This is a genomic window from Mesobacillus jeotgali (genome assembly GCF_014856545.2).
Classification (GTDB): Bacteria; Bacillota; Bacilli; order Bacillales; family Cytobacillaceae; genus Mesobacillus.
In genome coordinates, this window is sequence record NZ_CP109811.1 from 675,358 (window position 1) to 697,410 (window position 22,053).

General features: G+C 42.9%; 15 protein-coding genes. 9 read left to right on the top strand and 6 right to left on the bottom strand.

The genetic code is table 11. The features are described 5' to 3' along the window. Positions 1–14: 14 nt before the first annotated feature. The 3 genes from FOF60_RS03420 to FOF60_RS03430 all read left to right on the top strand — a co-directional run bounded on the left by FOF60_RS03420 (position 15) and on the right by FOF60_RS03430 (position 3,764). Entirely contained in the window at positions 15–1,484 is a 1,470-nt protein-coding gene (locus FOF60_RS03420; protein WP_192469758.1) for an alanine/glycine:cation symporter family protein, read from the top strand. Between the two features lie 158 nt (positions 1,485–1,642). Continuing rightward, positions 1,643–3,379 carry a methyl-accepting chemotaxis protein gene (locus tag FOF60_RS03425; protein WP_192469757.1) on the top strand — a complete coding sequence of 579 codons (1,737 nt, stop codon included), beginning with the start codon at positions 1,643–1,645 and terminating at the stop codon, positions 3,377–3,379. Between the two features lie 196 nt (positions 3,380–3,575). After that, entirely contained in the window at positions 3,576–3,764 is a 189-nt protein-coding gene (locus tag FOF60_RS03430) for a hypothetical protein (RefSeq protein WP_192469756.1), read from the top strand. Between the two features lie 50 nt (positions 3,765–3,814). Here FOF60_RS03430 and FOF60_RS03435 read toward each other — a convergent pair whose 3' ends face one another. Further along, on the bottom strand, positions 3,815–4,609 hold the full coding sequence (locus FOF60_RS03435) for an alpha/beta fold hydrolase (protein WP_192469755.1): 795 nt from the start codon (positions 4,607–4,609) through the stop codon (positions 3,815–3,817). Positions 4,610–4,737: 128 nt separating this feature from the next. After that, on the bottom strand, positions 4,738–10,311 hold the full coding sequence (locus FOF60_RS03440) for a pullulanase (protein WP_192469754.1): 5,574 nt from the start codon (positions 10,309–10,311) through the stop codon (positions 4,738–4,740). Between the two features lie 448 nt (positions 10,312–10,759). Here FOF60_RS03440 and FOF60_RS03445 point away from each other — a divergent pair, with 448 nt between their 5' ends. Continuing rightward, positions 10,760–11,545: an arylamine N-acetyltransferase family protein gene (locus FOF60_RS03445; protein WP_192469753.1), complete on the top strand. Its 786-nt coding sequence runs from the start codon at positions 10,760–10,762 to the stop codon at positions 11,543–11,545. A 60-nt stretch (positions 11,546–11,605) separates the two neighbouring features. Further along, positions 11,606–12,415: an EcsC family protein gene (locus FOF60_RS03450; RefSeq protein ID WP_192469752.1), complete on the top strand. Its 810-nt coding sequence runs from the start codon at positions 11,606–11,608 to the stop codon at positions 12,413–12,415. A 36-nt stretch (positions 12,416–12,451) separates the two neighbouring features. On the opposite strand, the gene FOF60_RS03455 is transcribed toward FOF60_RS03450, so the two are convergent. Beyond that, a complete protein-coding gene (locus FOF60_RS03455) occupies positions 12,452–13,468 on the bottom strand; it encodes an acyltransferase (RefSeq protein ID WP_192469751.1) in 1,017 nt (338 codons plus the stop codon). Positions 13,469–13,582: 114 nt separating this feature from the next. Between FOF60_RS03455 and FOF60_RS03460 the strand changes: the two genes are divergently transcribed. Next, complete coding sequence (locus FOF60_RS03460) at positions 13,583–13,714, top strand: hypothetical protein (RefSeq protein WP_264647637.1); 132 nt, start codon at positions 13,583–13,585, stop codon at positions 13,712–13,714. A gap of 439 nt (positions 13,715–14,153) precedes the next feature. Here FOF60_RS03460 and FOF60_RS03465 read toward each other — a convergent pair whose 3' ends face one another. Further along, on the bottom strand, positions 14,154–15,176 hold the full coding sequence (locus FOF60_RS03465; protein ID WP_192469913.1) for a serine hydrolase domain-containing protein: 1,023 nt from the start codon (positions 15,174–15,176) through the stop codon (positions 14,154–14,156). Between the two features lie 406 nt (positions 15,177–15,582). Here FOF60_RS03465 and FOF60_RS03470 point away from each other — a divergent pair, with 406 nt between their 5' ends. The 3 genes from FOF60_RS03470 to FOF60_RS03480 all read left to right on the top strand — a co-directional run bounded on the left by FOF60_RS03470 (position 15,583) and on the right by FOF60_RS03480 (position 19,154). Continuing rightward, positions 15,583–16,224, top strand: a complete 642-nt coding sequence (locus tag FOF60_RS03470) for a 2OG-Fe(II) oxygenase (protein WP_192469912.1) — start codon at positions 15,583–15,585, stop codon at positions 16,222–16,224. A 312-nt stretch (positions 16,225–16,536) separates the two neighbouring features. Continuing rightward, positions 16,537–18,066, top strand: coding sequence for an AbgT family transporter (locus FOF60_RS03475; RefSeq protein WP_192469750.1), 1,530 nt, complete (start codon positions 16,537–16,539; stop codon positions 18,064–18,066). A gap of 110 nt (positions 18,067–18,176) precedes the next feature. After that, complete coding sequence (locus FOF60_RS03480) at positions 18,177–19,154, top strand: bifunctional NUDIX hydrolase family protein/GNAT family N-acetyltransferase (protein ID WP_192469749.1); 978 nt, start codon at positions 18,177–18,179, stop codon at positions 19,152–19,154. Positions 19,155–19,222: 68 nt separating this feature from the next. Here the strand turns inward: FOF60_RS03480 and FOF60_RS03485 are convergent, their stop codons facing one another. Continuing rightward, positions 19,223–20,179: a calcium/sodium antiporter gene (locus FOF60_RS03485; protein ID WP_192469748.1), complete on the bottom strand. Its 957-nt coding sequence runs from the start codon at positions 20,177–20,179 to the stop codon at positions 19,223–19,225. A 156-nt stretch (positions 20,180–20,335) separates the two neighbouring features. Continuing rightward, entirely contained in the window at positions 20,336–21,817 is a 1,482-nt protein-coding gene (locus FOF60_RS03490; protein ID WP_192469911.1) for a peptide MFS transporter, read from the bottom strand. Positions 21,818–22,053 lie beyond the last annotated feature (236 nt).

The following is a 22,053-nucleotide window of genomic DNA, read 5'->3' on the forward strand; positions in this document are numbered from 1 at the left end:
AGAGGGGAGACAGCATGGATCAAGTGTTATCAAGTTTATCAGCATTTTTATGGGGATTGCCGTTAATCCTCACAATGGTTTTTGTCGGGATTTATTTTACAATCGGAAGCGGCTTCTTTCAGTTCAGGCATTTGCCGCATATCCTGAAGGCAACCTTCAGCAGCATGTTTAAAAAGGAGAAAACAGAGGATGGGAAGAAAGGGGTCATCTCATCCTTTGAGGCGGTGTCGACTGCGATCGGAGGATCCGTTGGTGTCGCAAATATCGGAGGTGTAGCGACAGCCATTGCGGTAGGTGGACCAGGTGCCATCTTTTGGATGTGGATCACCGCCCTGCTTGGGATGATCATCAAGACGGTCGAGGTTACCCTCTCGGTTTATTACCGAAGCACGGATGAAAATGGCGACCCATACGGCGGGCCGACTTATTATATGGAAAGAGGGCTTGGGGAAGAGCGCAATTTTAAATTCTGGATTTTCCCGGCGGTCATCTTCGGATTCGGTATTTTTTCTACATTCTTTATTACGATGCAAAATTACACAATCTCTGAAGCGATCAGCTCTACGTTTGATATCGGGATGATTCCTGCATCAATCATCTTCTCGATTCTTGTCTATTTTGTCGTCTGGGGCGGCATCAAGCATATTGGAAAACTGGCGTCGAAACTTGTTCCGGCAATGGTTTTGTTTTATGTAGTAGCAGGTCTGTTCATTATCATTTCGAATATCACCCAAATGGGCGATGTATTTGCACTGATTTTTGATGGAGCCTTTGGCGGAACAGCTGCGGTTGGCGGCTTTGCCGGTGCAGCGGTGGCCCAGGTCATCCGCATGGGAATGGCCCGTTCGGTCTACAGTAATGAAGCAGGCTGGGGAACTTCTCCGATGATTCACTCGACAGCAAAGGTCGACCATCCGGTAAAACAAGGCATCTGGGGTGCTTTTGAGGTATTTATTGATACGATCATCGTGTCATCGATCACCGCGTTTACGATCATCATCACAGGCGCATGGTCCACAGGCCTGACCGGAGCTGACCTGACGCTCACAGCGTTTGAAACAGGCATCGGTTCATTTGGCCGCATTACGATTGCCCTGTCGATCCTGTTATTCGGCCTGACGACGGTGACAGGCTGGTACTCTTATTACGAAATCGTCCTGCGCCACCTTTTAAAAGGAAAAATAAAGGTGAAAAACAGGATTCTAAAAACCTTCATCTATTTATACCCAATCCCAGGGACATTGATGGTTGTGTACGGAGTCGCGTTCGGCCTGCCGGGACAGACGGTCTGGTATTTTGCGGACATTTCTTCCGCCATCCCAACCTTCATCAACGTCGTCGTCATCCTCATACTCGGCAAGCAATTCTTCGCCCTTTTGAAGGATTACAAAGCCAGGTACCTCGGAATCGGAAAAATCGATCCGGATTTCGCGCTTTTTTATGAGGATAAAGTGGAGAGGGACAAGAAGAAAAAAGCTAGTTGATGTGAAAGCGCTTGGATTTTAATCAAATCCAAGCGTTTTTCTATTTCTGGTTAATTTTCTCTAAAAGGATGTCAAAAGCCCTAAAAGAAATGGAATGAATGCCGAAATAGATAGTAGATAGAATACAGTGCAATTTGCGCTGCTAAGGAGAGCGGAAAATGAAATTCAAAAAGCGATTCAAGGTTAAGCAGGTTAAGCTCAATACGAAGTTCACGGTTCGGAAAAAACTATTTGCTGGCTTCTTCTCTGTATTGGCGCTGCTGGCGTTGGTGGCGGTGATCACCAACTTACAATTCGGCAAGATGAACAGCCAGTACTCAACCTCCATTCATGATCGTATGGAAAAGCTGAATCTGATTGTCGAGATGAAGGATGCCATTATGAGGGAACAGCTGGCACTCCAAAAATATATGGCAAATGGCGATGGTGAAAGCCTGATTGAATTTGAAGGCGCTGTTGAGGATTTTAAGAAAAACTCTAAGAAATATATGAGCACAACAGAATCTGCCGAGGGGAAAAAGGTAGGAGAGAACCTCATTGCAGCAGAGGCAGCATATTACGACGTAGCTTCAGAGGCTTTTATTTTAATAAGAGATGAACAAACGGTCAAGGTCAGACTATTGATGCAAAAAGAAGGGAATCCGCTCATCTTCAGCCTGAATTCTGCTGCTGAGGATGCGATCGAGTATCAGCAGGATGCCCTTGAAGCTACAAGTGAAACGTTATCCGGGGAGGTGCAGAAAGTATCTCTGGTCATCATTGTGATCAGTGCGGCGGCTTTTATCCTTGGAACGGCGATTGCTACCTATATCAGCAGGACCATTTCGAAGCCTGTCCAGCTTGTTTCAACCGCGGTTAAGCAAATGTCCGACGGAAACCTGGCTATTGAGAAAATTAAAGTGAAGAATAAAGATGAGATTGGCCAGCTGGCTTCGGATTTCAATGAAATGGCAGCTAACTTGCGAAACTTAATTTATCAGGTAAGCAGTACATCGGAGCAGGTTGCGGCATCAGCTGAACAAATGATGGCTAGTGCAGACCAGACGAACTCGGCTACGAACCAGGTAGCGACAGCCATCCAGGAAGTGGCAGGCGGTGCAGAGCTCCAAAGCAAGAATACGGAAGAAAGTGCAAAAGCAGTGGGAGAAATGGCGGGAGGAATCCAGAGAGTTGCCGTCACTACATCCACAGTCGCAGAGTCAGCAGCGGATACGACGAAACAGGCAATGCTCGGACATGAATCCTTGGAAAAAGTGATTGAGAAAATGAAAACGATCAATCATACGACAAGTGAAACGAATGCCGTCATCAAGGATTTGGATCGCAAATCGGCTGAGATTGGAAAGATCATTGAGGTCATTACCGGAATCGCTGACCAAACCAACTTGCTCGCACTGAACGCAGCGATTGAAGCCGCAAGAGCCGGCGAGCATGGAAAAGGATTCGCGGTTGTCGCGGATGAAGTCCGAAAGCTTGCTGAGCTCTCAAGACAGTCAGCGAGCCAGATCTCCGGCTTGATTGAAGTGATTCAAAAAGAAACCCACCAGGTCGTTGAAATGATGAACAAAGGAACAGCTGAAATTTCAGAGGGAGCTTTACTGGTAGAAGACACTGGAAAAACATTTGACGAGATTTTAAAGTCGATCGAGAATGTCAGCTCAGAAATCCAGGAAGTCTCCGCCATTTCAGAAGAGATGTCAGCGAGTGTTATGCAGGTGAATGCCTCAATTGACGAGGTGACCAAAATCGCCCGCGGCTCCGTCGCAAGCACAGCAGAAATCGCATCTGCAACAGAAGAGCAGCTGGCTTCGATGGAAGAAGTCGCAGCATCATCCGCATCACTCGCACGGCTTGCAGAGAACCTGAGAGAGATGGTCGCGAAGTTTAAAGTTTAATTAGGGGAGAAGCATATCACGTTGATATGCTTCTTTTTTGTGGCGTATTGTTGACCGAGAAATCAGGTTCTGGCGCCACAAAAATAACGACGAAGCGGTTCACGATTGACTCCCCAGGTGCATTCGCCCAAGCCAAAACCGTGATAAACGCATATAAAATTAGTGAAGACAAAAAGAGAAGAGGGAGGTAAGCCGTATGCATGCATACAGACATCCTTATCGTTCGCAGGATCAAAGATTTATCGGCTGGGGCTTTGGATTGCCGTTTTTAGGTGGTTTGGCTGGTGGATTATTGGGCGGCGCTTTATTTTACCCGCGTCCGTTTTATCCGCCATACCCGCCATTTTACCCGTGCTGCCCGCCTAGATATCCGTTTTATTACTAAATACACCAAACAAAAGGGAGTAAGCCAATCTGGCTTGCTCCCTGTGTTTATTAACTGATATTCGCTTTCTTGACTTGATGCTTATCCATAAACTCGAGGGACAACTCATTGAATTTTTCTGCTTTGTCAATATTGCAGACATGCCCGCAGCGCTCCAGAATCACCAGCTCCGAGCTTTCATCCCCCTGAAGATCTTCTGCTAAATCCCTTACAAACATATGGTCCTCAGCACCTGAGATATAAAGCTTTGGGACATTCCTGCTATTTTCCTGAACATTGCTATAGGTAGTTTTGACATCTCCGGCAAGGGGATACCAGGCAAGGAAGTTTTTCCGTTTCATCTTATAGGCTTCCTGGATGAAAAATTTCCTCGAGCTCTTATGGTTTCCGCGAGGCATCAGGATCCAGGCCAGTATACGGTACAGCCACATAAACGGAATGAAATTCCTTATTAACCAAGCGAATTTGATCAGTGATTTTGCAAATAGGTTCAATTTTGTGATTGCCCCGCCAAGGACTGCTGACCTCACTCGTCCGGGTTGTGTTTGCAGCAGGTGATGGACGATGATCGTGCCCAGCGAAACTCCGACAAAATGAGCCTTGCGAATCGAGAGGTGGTCCAGTGTCGTGAGAATCTCCCTGACAATGGAATCAAAAGAAAACTTTCCCTTATAGGAATCTATGTCAGGCGATTTCCCATGGCCAGGCATGTTGATCGCGACGATATTATACTTTTTAAGGAAAGGTTTTAGCTGCTTGTAAAAAATATTGGAGCTGCCGCCAATTCCGTGCAACAACACGATATACTCTGTGCCTTGACCTTTATATAATCTGTAATCCAGCATTCGATTCTCCTTAGCCGTACTTTGTTGTGTTAATTAATAATACCCTTGATAGCCTTTTCAGTAAACTATTGAGGCAAAAATAACGACAGGTACCATCTGGAAAGGATGATACCTGCCGTGTTAATTTATTACTTTTTGCCCTTTTTGTCGACTTTAATGACCACTGTTGTTAATGGATCAAGAGTTAACTTGCCATTTGAAAGCTTAAAGCCTGATGGCTTGGAAACAGGTGTTTTACCTGCTTCGTCATTGTCGACTAGAACCTTAGCTTTTGAGAAGTCAAGGTCGCCTAATGTCAAGGTACGAGCTGTCATATCAGCGTTTACGAATACATAGTACGTACCGGTCTTATCAGTCGATACATTTTCGTACGCTATCACTAAGTCAGTATCCTTGATTTCAGGTAAATCAAGCAATCTTACATTCTGGTCAACGAGTTCTTTTTCTCCAAGTCGGAAAGCGTTCGTTGATTTTCTCAGCTCAATCAAGCCTTTAGTGTAGGCTTGTGTTGTTGTGTTGACTGAGAATTCCTTCTTGTTTGTTGCTTTTTGCCAGTCGAACATGTTAATCGCATCGGAAGAATCATATGAATCGTGAATGAAGTATCCAAATGATTTTCCTTGCTCATCTTTCAATTCGTGATATTTTTGTTCAGGAACACCTTCACCTTTCCACTGCTTCGTTCTTCCATACTCTTGGCCTGCGTGAAGGAAAGCAGTACCCTGTGATGTCAAGATCAAGGAGTTTCCTAAACGAATGCGTTTGTGGATTTCAAGATTGTTCTCTGGAATTGCCGGATCCTTTTTAATCGACTGTGCAATAACATCGTACAGCGGCAGGTTATCATGTGCCGCGATGTACTGGACCATGTCGCCAGGATCATCATCAGCTGTATTGCCAGGCTGGCCTTTGATGTTGTTGAAAATCGTGTTGATATCACGCGCGCCGCCAGTCAGGAATCGAGGCTCACCTTCTGAACCGAAGCCTGATTTCAATTCGTTACGGATTTCATCAGAGAATACACCGACATCATCTGTTTTATCCATCCAATCCTGGTCAGCACCCATGCCAGCTAGTTCTGGCTCAGCGATGTGGCCTGCGAATGTTCTCCAGCCTTCGCCGATGAACAATGCATCAGGGTTAACGGAAGCTGCTGCGTCATATGCGTTTTGAACAGATGGATAGGTTGCGTCACCCATCATATCGAAGCGCATACCGTCAATCTTGTACTCTTCGAACCAGTATTTCACTGAATCTACCATCAGCTTTTCAGCCATTGTGTGGCTTGTTGCCAGGTTGTTTCCGAAGCCGCCAAGGAAGTTGCCTTGAGCGTCCTGGAACGCATAGTAATCAGGTACGATATCATTCAGCTGGCTGGCTTTTGCCATATGAGTGTAAACAACGTCAAGGACAACACCCATTCCAGCATCATGGATGGCATCGATCATCTGTTTCAATTCTTTTACGCGTAATTCAGGATCCGTTGCATCTTCTGAATATGCGCCATCCGGCGAGAAGTAGCTGTGTGGGTCATAGCCCCAGTTATACTCGTTTCCGCCAGCAGAGTAATCAAGTTCTCTTTGGCCCATCTTCGTTTCATCGCCATAATACCACGCCATGACAGGCAGTAATTGAACGTGTGTTACGCCAAGCTTTTTAATATAATCCAGCTTGTCGACGAAGGCATTGTAAGAACCCCATCTAGCATTCAAATCACCTTCGATTGAAGGGTCAGATGTGAAGTCACGTACGTGCACTTCATAGATTACTGCGTCTTCACGCTTTTCATAGCCTTTGATTTTTGCATGATCAAAATCCTCAGGATCTGTACCGCTCATGTCAACAATTGCTGCTTTACCAACGGTGTCACCATCAGGACCAGCTTCACCCTTCGTATTCACAGTGAACGCTGCCATCGATTTTGCGTAAGGATCAAGAACCTTTTTTGTCACTCCATCATTTGTCACTTCATACTGGTAAAAATAACCCTTAAGATCGGTTACATTCAGGTCGCCAGGAGCAATGTCCGCAGACCAGACACCTTTTTCACCCTTTGTTAACTCAATGCTGCCAATTTGCTCTGCTGCATTGTCTTTATTGAAGAAGTTTGCCACAACCTTGCTTGCTTTCGGAGCCCAAAGCTTTAATGTTGCTGCTCCATTTCTATAAGTGGCACCAAGGTCATCGCCATCGTAAGCGTACATTTCATCGAGCATTCTCCAGCTTGTAGCTGCAGAAACTGTTCTGTCTGCAAATGTTACAGATAATGGAAGTTTGTTTAAATCAAATGAAGCTTTTACTTTTGCAGCAGTTGGGCTTGTGATTTCAGCACTTGTCACTGAAACTTCAGTACCATCTGCATCTTTTATTTCCAGCTTTAATTTTAAATCATCTGCTGTTAAGCCATCTGTCATTGTGAAGCCTAATAGAATCGTATCTTCAGAGATGACTTCTGCAGATGTAAGGCCGGTTGCCTGCTCCCAATATGGAGAGATATAGACATTATCATCGCCCTGTCTGATCCAAACGTGGTTGTATCTGTCCAGAAGGTTGAAGTTTTTATCCCCGCCATCCTTCGCACTATTTGTCCTATTGAGAGTGATCATGCCAATTTCTTTAGCATTTTCCTTTAGCTGAATGTCAACATACGCACCATAACGATCTGTGCCAGAGAAGGATGCAGCTCCTGTTGGCCAGTTCACAGAAGGTGCAGCAACATCGCCCCAGTTCCAGAGCCCAAAGTTTTCATAGTCAGCGTTGTCACGTACATAGTGGACACGAACCGTGTTTTCAGGAAGGTTGACTGGTTCATATGTGTAGACCTTGTCATCGCCTTGCTTAATGAAAATTTCATTAATTTCCGGTAATGTGATTGTAAAGCCTTTGTCTCCGCCGTCTTTGCCAGCATCACCTTTTGTAACGTCCATGACGAGGAAGCCGATGTTCTTTGCGCCATCTGCAAGCTCGACGTCAATGTATGCACCGTAGCTGTCTGCTTTCTCAAACATCGTAGCACCTGTCGGCCAGTTGGCAGAAGGGGAAGCTACATCGTTCCACAGCCATGCGCCATAATTCTGATAGTTGTTGTCGTCACGCTTGTAGTGAATTCGGACATGGTTCGCAGGGATTGGTTCAACAGTGCCGTCGCCATTTCCATCACCATTTCCGTCATCATTGCCATCTTCTATAGGGATGATCGCGCCATTTTCAACCGTTAGTAAAACAGTACCGCCATCTGCTTTAGATGGAATTGTTAATGTCACTTGTCCAGTTGTGGCAGGATACGTTTCACCTGAATAGTGGTCTGTTACCACTGGATTTTCGCCATCAACATTTAATGTTACTTCTTTCGCTGAATCGGAAATGTTCAAACCGACATAGGCTTTATCATTTCCATGATTGCGTGCAAAAAGAAGGTATTGGTCAGAGTCTGAACCAGCGATTGTTGTACGTTCACCTTTTGCGAATACTTCAGAATGATCGCCCCTGAAGTTCAGAATCTTTTTATAGTGTTCAAGGACATCATTGCCTTCAACCTGGTCCCATGCTAGATCATAACGATTATCGTATTGCGGATAATTATTTGCTCCAGATTGTCCAAGTTCTTCACCGTAGTAAATGACTGGCTGGCCTTTAGCAGTAGCCTGCAGGGAAGCAGCCACTTTCAGCTTTCCTTCGTCATTCCCTACAGCATGTAAGAACCCATCTTCATCATGGCTGCCGAGGAACTGTCCAAGTGTAGCAGTGTTATCAATTTTTGCGTTACGGTCAATCAACGCATTGTTCGCTGAATTAAGGTTGCCGTTAATGAAGCTTTTGGCAATATTTTTGAAATCGAAATCAAGTAAGGAGTCCATCATACCTGTTTCAAGGTATCCTTGCTGGTTGTCAGCACTTGCACCCCAAGTCTCACCGATCATCTTATGTTCAGGCATTTTTTCAGTGATAGCATTTTTAAATGCCATCCAAGTAGCATCTTCAACGTGCTTTACAGTGTCCACACGGAAGTAGTCGATTGTGTTGCCTTTTGCTGTTTTCGCTTTATTGATCCAGTCTGTCTGCCATTCAATTATTTGTTGACGTACTTCTGGATCCTCTGTTTTAAAGTCAGGAAGACCTGATAGTTCGCCAACGACTTCATCGGTTCCAACATTTGAACCCTGGCGAAGCAAGCTGCTGTAAGTGCTGCGCTCTGCGTCAGTTGGGTATCCAGCTGGAGGGTTTTCGGCAGAACCATCAATGTCTTTCAAACCATAGCCAGTGTGGTTCAATACCACGTCAACCATGATTTTGATGCCGCGCTCATGAGCAGCATCGATCAGCTCATGGAAATCTTCCATTGTACCAAAGTGAGGGTTCAACTCGCCAAAATTGCTTGCCCAGTAACCGTGGTAAGCATGGTACTGTCCACCTTTATCATCAGTCGCATTGTAGCGGACATCGTATTTAATGTTCTCCACAACCGGGCTAATCCAGATTGTGTTCACACCAAGGTCATCCAGGTAATCTAATTTCTCGGTTATTCCTTTAAAATCGCCGCCCTGATACGTACCGCGATCAGTAGTATCATAGTTTAGGTTGTAAGGATCATTATTAGAGGAATCTCCATCAAAGAATCTGTCTGTCAGCATGAAGTAGATGATTGATTCATCCCAGTCAAAATCATTCTCACCGACGGATTGTCTTGTTTTTACATCCACAGTTGCTGTGCCATTATGTGCATTCCCAAATGAATCAATAACTGTTAGTGGAATTGATTTTGTTCCTGCAGTTACGTTATCGTCGACTGCAATTGTCACTTCTTTTAACGCGGGATCGACTTCAAGAGCATTAGATCCGCCAAGTGAGGATACGTCAGCAGTGATTTTTCTGACTTCAATCCCATCTGTCAGGCCTTCTACACCAACTGTCAACACAGCATTCTGGTTGTAGTCAATCTCATCCGGTTGAACAGAACCGGAAACGGTTAACTCAGTGCTTGTGTGAGTAATCGACGACTTGCCATCGACGGTGTTGTAAGGATCAGTTACTTCATTAGTCGCGCCATCTTTTGTCGTTACGAGGAAAGTATATTCGTTTGTGCCATTTGGAATGTTACTATATGAAGCTATGAATCTTTCATTCTCTGGCTCATAAGTCATTTCGATTGTTTCATTATTGAATTTTAATTCTACTTTTTCAATTGTATTCATTGAATCGTTTGCGAAAAGTTCTTTATCGCGGTAGAAGAAAGTCGCATTTCCATTCTCAACGACTGGAGCGGATCCATCTGGAACGATGCGAATCTGCTCTACACCACTTGTAATGAATGCTTTAGTTATGGAGTCGTTTTGGTTGATGTTAATAAAACGGTCTCCAAATTCCTTTTGTGCAGTATCCCAGTTATAAGTACTGCGAAGAACAAAGCCCATCTGTGCAGTATCAGGTCCTACTGGGATATCAACAACAGCTTTGTTGCCTTCCTTTGTTGAAAAATCAACCTGGCCATCTTGTACTCCTGTATTCCAGGTCCATATATTCCATTCACCAAAATTCTGGTCGTCACGAATGTAAGTAAAGCGAACTTTACGGTCAGTAGATTCTAAGGTTACAGACTCTCCTTCAGCATTAGCCTGCTGTGCAGGTACAAAAGGAAGGCATAAACTCAAAATCATAATTGCTGTCATGAAAATAGAAAAGCTGCGTTTTGTGCTTTTTCTCATGCGAATCTTTTCCTCCCTAAATGAATTAATTTTACAAGACTAGCAGTAGAAAACCTCCTTTTCTTAAACAATGGAATTCTAAGTGAAACCGTTTGCACAATCCGATAAAAAATTTTAAGAAGCCAAATTATGCAAGCGCTTGCAATAAACTTTCCTCTCAATTTTACAATACTTTAATACGGTCAGCAATGATTGGAGAGGAGCCTGAATACATGTAAATAGTTCCAAAAAACTACATGGTTTGATAATTAAATAGACTTAAAGTATTGGTTGGTTGTCAGTTTTTGAAAAATGATCTTGGTAATCTGCTTGAATGTATAGAAAAATGTCGGAATAAATATATATAAAAGATAGAAAATGAATAATAAGACCTATCTTGTATATCTGCTTTTTTGAGTGAAATCATGTATCTTTACGATAGATAGCAAAACGAAAGAGGTATTGGGAAATGAGTAATCTTAACGAGTTATTTCGAAAGAGGATTGGGCTGTCTAGTTCAATTCCTGTCACATTTGCAAGTCTAAATACAATTCTAGAACTAACCGCAGCCACCATCCCCTTCGAAAACCTGTGCACCCTTTCGGGGGATCCAAATGGGTTGAATGAAGGACATTTAGTGGAGAAAATCATTGAGAGAAATGAAGGAGGCCTGTGCTATGACTTGAATGGCATTCTCTATTTGTTTTTAAAAGAGAATGGGCTTGATGTCCAGCTGGTCCGCGGGTCTGTGTACGTTCCGGATTTAAAAGGCTTTAGTCCGACGGGAAGGACACATGCTGCGATTTTACTGAATGACGACGGAAAAAGGTATTTGGTGGATACCGGTTTTGGCGGAAATTTGCCGTTAAGGCCAGTGCCGATGGATGGTACTGAAATCACTTCCCCTAGCGGTGAGTTCCGCGTGAAAAAAGAGGCTAGTGAGTTCGGAGATTACTTCTTGGAAATGAAGCTGAAGTATAAGGATCCTGATTGGAAAATCGGCTACGCCTTTGATTCCAGAGAGCCGGTAGAGAATATCCGCGATTTATCCGAGATGAAGAAGACCATTACGACGCACCCGCACTCTCCATTTAATAAAAAGCCATTGCTGACAAGAGTGACATCGGATGGAAGCATGGTGTTGACGGAAACCAGTTTTACCTCCTGGACGGAAGCCGGGGTTAAGAAAGAGGAAATAGACCCCAAGCGTTTCAAGGAATTGGCGAAAGAATTCTATAATATCGAAGTAAAATGAAACCTTACTATAGTGTAAACCGTTTATATAGTATCAAAAAATGACAGGTGGATGAATGCGATGGACTCAAGGGACTATTTATTGAAAGAACTGGAGCAGATTGAAAATTGGGAGAAGGACCAGAAGGGGCTCTGGTTTTGGGAGCGTCTGACTCGTTTGCCGTTCAAAATGCTTGATCGGTTCACGCCAAAATTCATCCAGGAGAAGGTAGGTTTCCTGCTTGATGAGCTGGGAAGCTATATTCAGACAGGCGGACAATATTTAACAAGCGAGAAGTCTGTGTTTCAATTTTTCGAGAAAAAGACTGGCAGGAGAGTCAGCCAGCTTGCAGATATGGACCGCATTCCGGTGGAAGAAATGAAGCAGGCATCACTTGCACTGGGTGAGCAGCGGAAGAAGGCGGCGGCAATCCAGGGTGCGAGCACGGGGATTGGCGGGATTTTTACGCTGGCGATTGATATTCCTGCGGTGCTGGCCCTCTCGCTAAAAACAATCCAGGATATCGCCATCCTCCATGGCTTCGACCCAAAAGACAAGAAGGAGCGCGTCTTCATCATCAAATGCCTCCAGTTTTCCTCAGCGGATGTCGTCGGAAAGCAGGCCATCTTGAATGAGTTAAGCGATTTTAACAATGAAAATAAATCAAGGGAAGTCATCTCCCAGCTCCAGGGCTGGCGCGAGGTAACTTTGACGTATACAGAATCCTTCGGCTGGAAAAAGCTGCTCCAAATGGTCCCGGTAGCCGGAATCGTATTCGGTGCGTTCGCCAACCGATCGATGGTGAGCGACCTGGCCGAAACCGCCACGATGCTCTATCAGAAGCGACGGATATTGGATAGGCTGGAGAGGGATTTGGTTGAGGAGAAATAAGTAGAATATAAAACTAGAGCCTGAACCCTGGTGGGGTCAGGCTCTAGTTTTAAACACAAGCTTTGCAGACTGTAAAAGATTATACATGGTATACGATAAAACGAAAACAAGGGATGCATCCAATAAGTTCAGCAGCAAACTTTGTGTGCTTTTATCCAAACCGATTGATTCAAACAAGATATCCACCATATCGATAAAAAATATATGAATGGCATATATTCCGAGAGAGTTGCCGCCTATTTTGGTGATCAACAAGTCCTTCCCGAGATTGGGCTTGCTTAAGGTGTAAAGAAACAGAAATAAGGTAAGGAAAATCGTCGAAAAGAAGTATTCGCCATGTTCTGACTCTAATCCCTTCTGAAGCCAGATACCTTCTAAAACCTGTGAAATCGCAAAGAAACAAAACAAGTAAAAATAAGTTCTGGCATCATATTTTCGCCAGGTGTGAACCGACGCAAGCCAGAATCCCAAGACCGTATAAAACAGGCTGATATAAAGGGCAGCCCGGGTTGTGCTCACTGGCAGTTCATCAAATACCGAATAAGACTGTCCGAAGAGGCCAAGGAGATTGAAACAAAATGCGATCACCAAAAGCAGCCTTACTCTATTCAATCTGTAAAAGAGGTATAAAATCATAATGCTCCATACCAGTGAAATCACGAACCACAGCTGATACCCGCTTGTTCCCTGGCCGTAGTAGAGGAGGTTAAGAACAGTCAGGTTTCCTTTGTACTTGGCTAGTTCCACATTAACGTTACCATGAGTCAAAAAAATCCTTATTACATCATAACCAGCATAGAAAACGAGCCAGCTAACATAGATTTTCAGTATTTTTGTTACATATTTTTTGAAGTAAGAAAAGGACTCAGGATTATTCTCCACTTTAAGACTGAACAAATAACCTGAAGCGACAAAGAAAAAAGGAACAGCGAACCTGGAAAGATTATCGAGAACGAAATAACCCAACTGTTCATTGCCGGGGAATGTATGGATGATGACGACCGAAAGAATGGCGAAAAATTTTATAAAATCGATTGCGTAGTTGCGCTGCATAATTGACCTCGAAGATATAAGGATTTGTCCTTCTAGTATTTCCACTATATTCAGCCTTATGAATATAAGAAAGAGTGACTAGGGATAATAGAGAGCAAAAAGGAGGCAAATCAATTGAACTCTGACAAAAAGCAGCAAGGCAAGAAGCAAATGGAACAGGACTTGAAAAACAAAGAGAACAAACAATCTCCAAATCAAACAGACGGCTTCCGCTACGATTATGATGATTCTTCGGACTTGAAATGAAAAGAGGAAAAACCTTTGGCTGGGGGTTTTCCTCTTTTTCTCTTAATTCCACGAAAAACCCTCTGGAATAAAATTACAATGTAGAATGAAACAGAAATAAGCAGAGAATTTCCCGCTATTGTGTATAGAGGTCCCTGATGAAACAGAAATAAGCGGAGATATTCCGGTTACCTGCTAAATAAGTCAAAATCCAACGATCTGGATTAAATAGACGAAAAAACTCCCCTTATTTTGATGAAAATAAGGGGTTTTTCCAATTTAAGCGGAATTTTTCCTTCTATTTTCAAACACTGGAAGTCAACAGCCCATTTTATAGTCCTTTGAATAAAGCTGTGTTAGTGTTTACTGTAGATTAAATATAATTTAATTAGGCTGCCATATAATGACAGCCTAATCGTTTGTTTTGTTTAACGTCCCGGTTACTATAATAGCTACCGCTCTATAAGTTTTTCAGATTCGAAATAACCAGGTTGTCAAACATTTGAATATCTTTTATATAATCGAACCCTAATTTCTCGTATGCATTTAAACTATTGTACATTCTAACGGCCACTGCATTATATTCCGGAATGATAGTACAGGAACATCCAGATGCCCCAAGTATTTGGTAGGAACCTGCTGGTAACTCTGAACCTAATTCATTGTAATCAACAGATACTTCACCATCTTTAACCCACCATAGAAACCCGAATTTCGGAAGTTGATGTGGTAAGGCATTAGGGCTTTGAACCGTAGTAATTAGTTCAAATATTTCTTGTGGCAGTATTGACCTATTTTCAAATATCCCTTTGTTTAAATGTAAATTCCCCCAAAATGCTAATTCTCTGGCACTTACATAAAGATTTCTTTCATCACCTATATTTGAGCCAATTCTTAATGTAGGATAATTCTTTAACGTATCTATATCACAGACTAAATTTTTATTCCCTTCAGTAACCCATCCAGTGTTTGTCCAATTCAAGGGCTTAAACACTCTGTTTGATAGGACTTCATTTACTGTCCTGCCGGTAGCTTTGTATAATATCTTCGCTAATATTTCGGGTCTCTTTCCCTCAATATTAGTTCCTAGATCGAAGACACGGTAAACTGTTTTATTTTCAAATTTTAGACCAGTACATCTTGTTAATAAATGTCTAATTGTTGCCTCTCCAAGGGTGTCTTTATTATATTCATCTAAATAGTCGCTTAATTTATCATCCAGGTTTAATAAGCCTTCATATATAGCTAATGCAATGGCGAATCCAATATAAGTAACTCTAACCGAATATACATTGAATCTTGAATTGCTATTTATCTGTATTGCACCTTGCTCATAATGGTGCCTCCCAGAATACCACTCGTGCACTATTTTATTATCTTTCATAATAACCAATGCAGAACCTGATGCATTCATATCTCTTCTTACTTCTTCTGTATATAAGGTGAGATCTTTAAATGCATCTTTGTTTAAGGTTACATTCATCTCCAAAGCCACTATCCCCTTTATATTGCACTCTTTATGCTTCGTTGAAAAAGCTGCTCTTGTTATATCACGATATTTGATGACCTGAGTGTATTATGTTTCTATATTTGGTATTAGATTTCCTTTAATTATCAAGTCTTTTATGTTGAAGTCAGAACACTTATTCGGATAATTGCGAATATCAATAATGACTATTAACACAGCTTTGAATAAAAAAATGATAGTAAATCACCTTCCCGCGTTGTAAAATAAATTGAAAAATTGAATAGAGTTTAAGATTCGGTTTTGTCATCCATTTTGAATTACAGGAGGAAACAAGGGACATAAAGAATGAATGATGCTTTCGTTTATATATCAATCTAATTTTTGGAAAAATAAATTATTAAGAGGTTGATGAAAGTTGATAATGGATGCTGTTGATTTAACTGTAAAGGAACCAACGATTTTTAATCATATCGGGAACAAAATCAAAACCGACGATCGTGAAATCAACATAATTGCCAGGATGGAAGAACCGCTAATCGTCATTTTGGGAAATGTATTGAGTGACGAGGAATGCGATGAGCTAATGAAGCTGTCCAAGGACAAGCTGCAGCGCTCGAAAATCGGGAATACCCGGGAAGTGGATGAACTGAGGACTAGCAGCAGCACGTTTATTGAAGAAGCTGAAAATGACGTTGTTGCTCGAGTGGAAAAAAGAATTTCGCAAATTATGGGCATTCCGAATGAACATGGAGAAGGCCTGCAAATCTTGAATTATAAAATCGGCCAGGAGTACAAGGCGCATTTTGACTTTTTCTCGTCAAAGGTTAGCAATCCGAGAATTAGTACTCTTGTGATGTACCTGAACGATGTCGAGCAGGGAGGAGAAACATACTTCCCCAAGCTTAATTTTGCTGTATCCCCGCAAAAGGGCATGGCCGTTTATTTTGAATATTTCTATGACAATCAAGACTTGAATGACTTGACCCTGCATGGCGGTGCGCCTGTCGTAATCGGCGACAAATGGGCCGCAACGCAATGGATGAGAAGGAAAAGTATAAAATAGAGAATGAAGAAGTATGCTGAGCATGCTTCTTTTTTTGTTTAGCAAGGCTTGAAAAATTTTTGATAACTTCATGTAGTCATCTTAATCCAACTCCAGCACCTGCTTTTTCCTCTCCTAAAATGTTTAGCATATGCCCAAGGTCTTTCCAGTCCCTATTATTTCGCCTCTCTACCACTTCTGAATCTTACCAACAATTTTATTATTCCGTATAATAGGTTTTCGCTTCAAATTATCGTGGACACCCTCTATAATGATAAAGGTCTTATTAAGGTATTTGTCTGAATATTTATATTAATTTGAAGGAGGGTATTCATGGAAACGACAAATAAAAAAGGTTTTATTTTGCGTTCACTCGATGTGATTGAGCGTGTGGGAAATAAATTGCCTCATCCGGTCACCTTGTTTGCGATTTTCTCCGTGATGGTTATCGTGCTGTCAGCGGTTTTCTCAGCAATGGGTGTAAAAGTGGCAGACCCTATGAATGAAGGGGAATTTTTAACGGTCAAGAACTTGTTAAGCAAGGATGGGATAGCCTATCTATTTGAAAGCGCTGTCACAAACTTCACTGGCTTTGCTCCGCTGGGAACGGTTCTTGTTACGATGCTGGGAATCGGGATTGCGGAACGTACTGGATTGATCAGTGCGGCATTGCGCGGACTTGTTACTTCTGTTCCTAAGCAATTATTGACGGCTGCGCTTGTTTTCGGCGGCGTTATGTCCAGCATGGCAGCTGACGCTGGTTATGTTGTCTTGACACCACTTGGAGCTGTCCTGTTCGCTGGTCTTGGAAGACATCCGCTTGCTGGTTTGGCAGCAGCCTTTGCTGGTGTATCCGGCGGATTCAGTGCGAACCTGCTGCTGACTTCATTAGACCCGCTTTTAGGTGGTTTGACGAAGGATGCTGCGGCTATTTTTGATCCGGCATATGCTGAAAACATCAACTATGCGATGAACTACTATTTCATGGTTGTTTCTGTATTCCTGATCACCATTATTGGAACTTTTGTAACGGATAAAATTGTTGAACCTAGACTTGGCACTTTTAAAGGTGATGTGAAGGAAGAGGTTGATTATTTATCTCCTGTTGAGAAAAAAGGTCTTTGGGGAGCTTTGATTTCAATCATCATCACATCAATCGGAATTGCCTTGCTTGTTATCCCTGAATGGGGACCACTTCGCGGCGGGGAAGAGAACATCATCAATGCTCCATTCTTCCACTCGCTGGTGCCTGTTATCCTGATTTTATTCTTTGTACCAGGTTTTGTTTACGGCAAAATCACAAAATCAATCAAGGATGATAAGGATGTAGCGGACCAGCTGTCAGACACAATGGCAACAATGGGGTCTTATATCGTCCTTGCGTTTGTTGCTGCTCAATTCGTTGCTTACTTCAGTGAATCAAAGCTCGGATTGGTACTAGCTGTAAATGGCGCTCAGCTGCTTGAAGACACAGGCTTCAAAGGAATCCCGTTAATCCTGGCGTTCATCGTCATCTCAGGATTCATTAACCTGTTCATCGGCAGCGCATCTGCCAAATGGGCAATCATGGCGCCGGTATTCGTGCCAATCATGATGCAAATCGGTTACACACCTGAGTTCACTCAGCTTGTATACCGTATCGCTGACTCAACGACAAATATCATTTCACCATTGATGCCATACTTCGCAATCGTCATCGCGTTTGCGCAAAAGTACGACAAGAATGTTGGAATCGGTACACTGATTGCAACAATGCTTCCGTACTCAATCGCTCTGACGATTGGCTGGGTGTTGATGCTCATCATCTGGATGCTGACAGGCATCGATATCGGTCCTGGATCTTCCATCTATATGCCTAAATAATTTCGAAGGAACCCTAGCTGCTTTGCTTGGGTTCTTTTTATGAAAAAAAATGCCAAATTTTTCAATTGAATTGTATAATAATAGAACAAATTGAAAGGGAGGTGGCTTCCATGGAACTATGGAATGTTTACGATAAATACAGGCATAAGACGGACCGGATTCATGAAAGAGGGCAGGAGATGAAACCGGGGGATCATCACCTGGTTGTCCATGTCTGGATTGTGAACGATGATGGACAGTATCTGATCCAGAGAAGGCAGCCGTGGAAAATTGGGTTCCCGAATATGTGGGACTGTTCGGCAGCTGGTTCTGCGGTCATGGGCGATGATAGTGAGCAGGCGGCCGTCCGGGAGGCTAAGGAAGAGATTGGAATAGACCTGGACATTGAAAAAGGGGAAGTAATCTTCACAGTGAAATTTTCGCAAGGCTTCGATGATATCTGGCTGGTCAGGCAAAATGTTGGTATTGAAGAGCTGCAGCTGCAGGAAGAGGAAGTGGCTGAAGCGAGATGGGCAAGTGAAGAGGAGATAAGGGAAATGGTTGAGAACGGTGAGTTCATTCCGTTTAACTATTTTGATCAGTTATTTGAAATCGTCAATTCGCCCATCAGCCTGCAAGAAGCGTCACTTGAGGATGCCGAGGAACTTTTAGCTCTGCAAAGAGAAGTATTTATGCCTTTATATGAAAAATATAAGGATCATGAAACCAGCCCGGTAACCCAAACGATGGAGAGATTCTCCGCAAGGTTCAAGCGGGGAGAGTATTATAAAATACTTTTTGAAGGCATGCTTGCGGGCAGTGTTCATGTCTATGAAAAGTCCCCTGGATTGTTGAAGCTGCATATCATCAACATCCTTGAAAAATACCATAATAAAGGAATAGCCCAGGAAGTCATGAAACGGCTGGAGCTCATGTATCCGGAAGCGGAGGCATGGGAGCTTGATACCATCCTGACTGAAGAGCGCAATTGCTACTTGTATGAAAAGATGGGGTATAAACGAACGGGAGAAGATAAAGTCATCAACAAAGACATGACCATTATACGCTATCGGAAAAACTCCGGCTTATCCAAAATAGAAAGCCTATAAATCTTACGCTTATATGAAATCACATTCATGGAAAAAGGCCTGAATCTACATTCAGGCCGCTTAGTTTTTTAATTCCGTAAAATGATAAAGATCAAATAGGCGATATAAACTGCTGCGAGAATGCCGCCCTCCACTTTTGAAATCTTGAATTTTGATCTTGAGAAGATCAGCAGGACTGCTGTCAGAATAATCATCAGCGCGATATCGGTGAAAATTTTATCATTGACCGCGAGTGGCGAGATGGTTGCTGATACCCCCAGCACGAAAAGGATGTTGAAGATATTGCTTCCGACAATATTGCCGAGGGCGATTTCGCTTTCCTTTTTCAGGGCGGCAGTGATGGATGTGATCAATTCAGGCAGGGAGGTCCCAACAGCCACAATCGTCAAACCAACCAATGTCTCGCTCATTCCTAGGGAAAGGGCGATTTTCGTTGCATTATCAACTACCAGGTCACCGCCAAAAATAATCGCAGCCAAGCCGGCAAGCGTAATGAATATATTCTTCCCCAAGGTTCCTTTGCCGGTGACTGCAGCGACATCCGATGCTGGTTCCCGGCTATTCAAGGCAACCTCGATGATGTAATACAGGAAAATCAGAAAGAAAAGGAGAAGGATGATTCCTTCGCTTCTGCCAATTGAATTAATGTTGGCCATCTGGAGAGCAATATCACTGGCGACTGCTGCCAGCGCTACACTTGCCAGTAAAGTAAAGGGAATTTCCTTTCGAATTGTCGTCGTTTCAACCGCAAGTGGATTGATCATGGCAGTGATGCCGACAACCAGGGTGATATTGAAGATATTGCTTCCGATGACGTTCCCAAGAGAAACATCGCTGTTGCCTTCAAGGGCTGCAATGATACTGACTGTCGCTTCGGGTGAACTGGTTCCGAATGCAACGATCGTTAAGCCCACCAATAAAGGCGGGACTCTAAGCATAGTCGCAATCTTAGAGGCTCCCTCAACGAAATAATCCGCCCCCTTTATTAGTAAAGCAAAACCTATTGCCAAAAGAACATAAGTCAAAATAATAGACTCCTCCTTCATAAGCTTCTTGTATAAAAGATACCCTAAAAATGTTTCATTTAAAAATCTTTATTGGTTGACGGCTTTCCCATTTTGACTGCTCCTTACAAAAAAAGACGGCTCTCCATTGGAGTAGCCGCCTTTTGCATAACTGGATTATTTGATTCCCTTCATATATCCCTGAATCTTAGGAGACATGACGAACAGGATGATACCTAATAAGATGGATGCCCCACCGATTGTACCAAAGTAAGCCATCTCTGTTTCAGCAGAGTAGAACTTCACGATCTGTGCGTTAATAGCTTGTGCTGCTGCACTTGCAAGGAACCAGAGGCTCATTGTTTGTGCAGAGAAAGCAGCAGGTGCCAATTTTGTTGTTGCTGACAGACCAACTGGGGAAATCAGCAATTCACCGAATACTACGATCAGGTAGCTTAGTACAAGCCATAATGGGCTGACAAGTGCATCTGAACCTGTGAAGTATCCAGGAATCAGGATGACAAGGAATGAAAGGCCGGCAAACATCAATGAGAATGAGAACTTCTTAGGAATTGATGGCTGACGGTCGCCCAGCTTCACCCAGAACCCAGCAAAGATTGGTGCAAAGATAATAATGAATAATGGGTTCAGTGACTGGAACCATGCTGGAGAAATAGAGATTCCAGCAAATTCTAATTGCGTACGCTTGTCAGCATAGTTTGCAAGGATGGTTGAGCCTTGCTCCTGGATTGCCCAGAACATAACTGCTGCAAGGAACAACGGGATGTATGCAAGTACGCGTGAACGTTCAACATCTGTAGTTTTAGGGCTGCGGTACATGATGATGAAGTACACAGTAGGAATTAATATACCAAGAATAGTAACAAGATTTATAAAGCTTTCGAATGTTAAAAGTCCAGCAGGAATTAAAATAGCACTTAAAATACCAATTGCGACAGCCGCAATAGCAAAGATTGTGAAAGTTTTCTTCTTTTCAGAAGGTGAAAGCGGGTTAGGTACAGCTGTACCAGCAAGACCAAGATTCTTTTTCTTTGTAAGAACAAAAACAACTAATCCAATGAACATGCCGATTGCGGCAATTGCAAAGCCGTAATGGAAGTTGTAAGCCTCAGAAACTGCTCCAACAATTAGTGGCGCAAGGAATGCACCTGCGTTGATACCCATATAGAAGATAGTGAAACCAGCATCGCGACGAGCATCATTTTCGCTGTACATTTCACCAACGACAGTGGATACGTTTGGCTTCAAAAGACCTGTTCCGATTACGATCAGGATCATCGACACGAAGAACATTGAGATGCTTCCAGGAATCGCAAGCGCGATATGGCCCAGCATAATCAGGACTCCACCGTAGAATACAGCTTTTGATGTACCGAAAATACGGTCAGCCAGCCATCCGCCGATGACACCTGACATATAAACGAGTGAGCCGTAAATGGACATGATGGAAAGTGCTAATGTTTCATCAAGGCCTAGGCCGCCTTTTGATACTTCGTAATACATGTAGAATACAAGGATCGCTCTCATTCCATAGTAAGAGAAACGTTCCCAGAACTCTGTGAAGAAAAGTGTGAAAAGACCCTTAGGATGTCCGAAGAATCCTGAATTGTCAAAAACAATATCAGGAAGGTATCTGATTGATTGTTGATATATAAGGGTTTTTTGGCGTTTTTTTATCTAAAAGAAAGTGTATTAAAAATTATTCAATTAATGAAAATATATTAAATAATCAGGTAAATAAGTAAAAATATACCATGCAGCACCAGGCCGTACTTACCCGCTTTTCCCAAATGGCAAACCAAGAATTAGGATGATTATTTATTAGACTTCGGGGTATTCAAAGAATAACGGTATTCAATCTGGTAAAAAAGGAG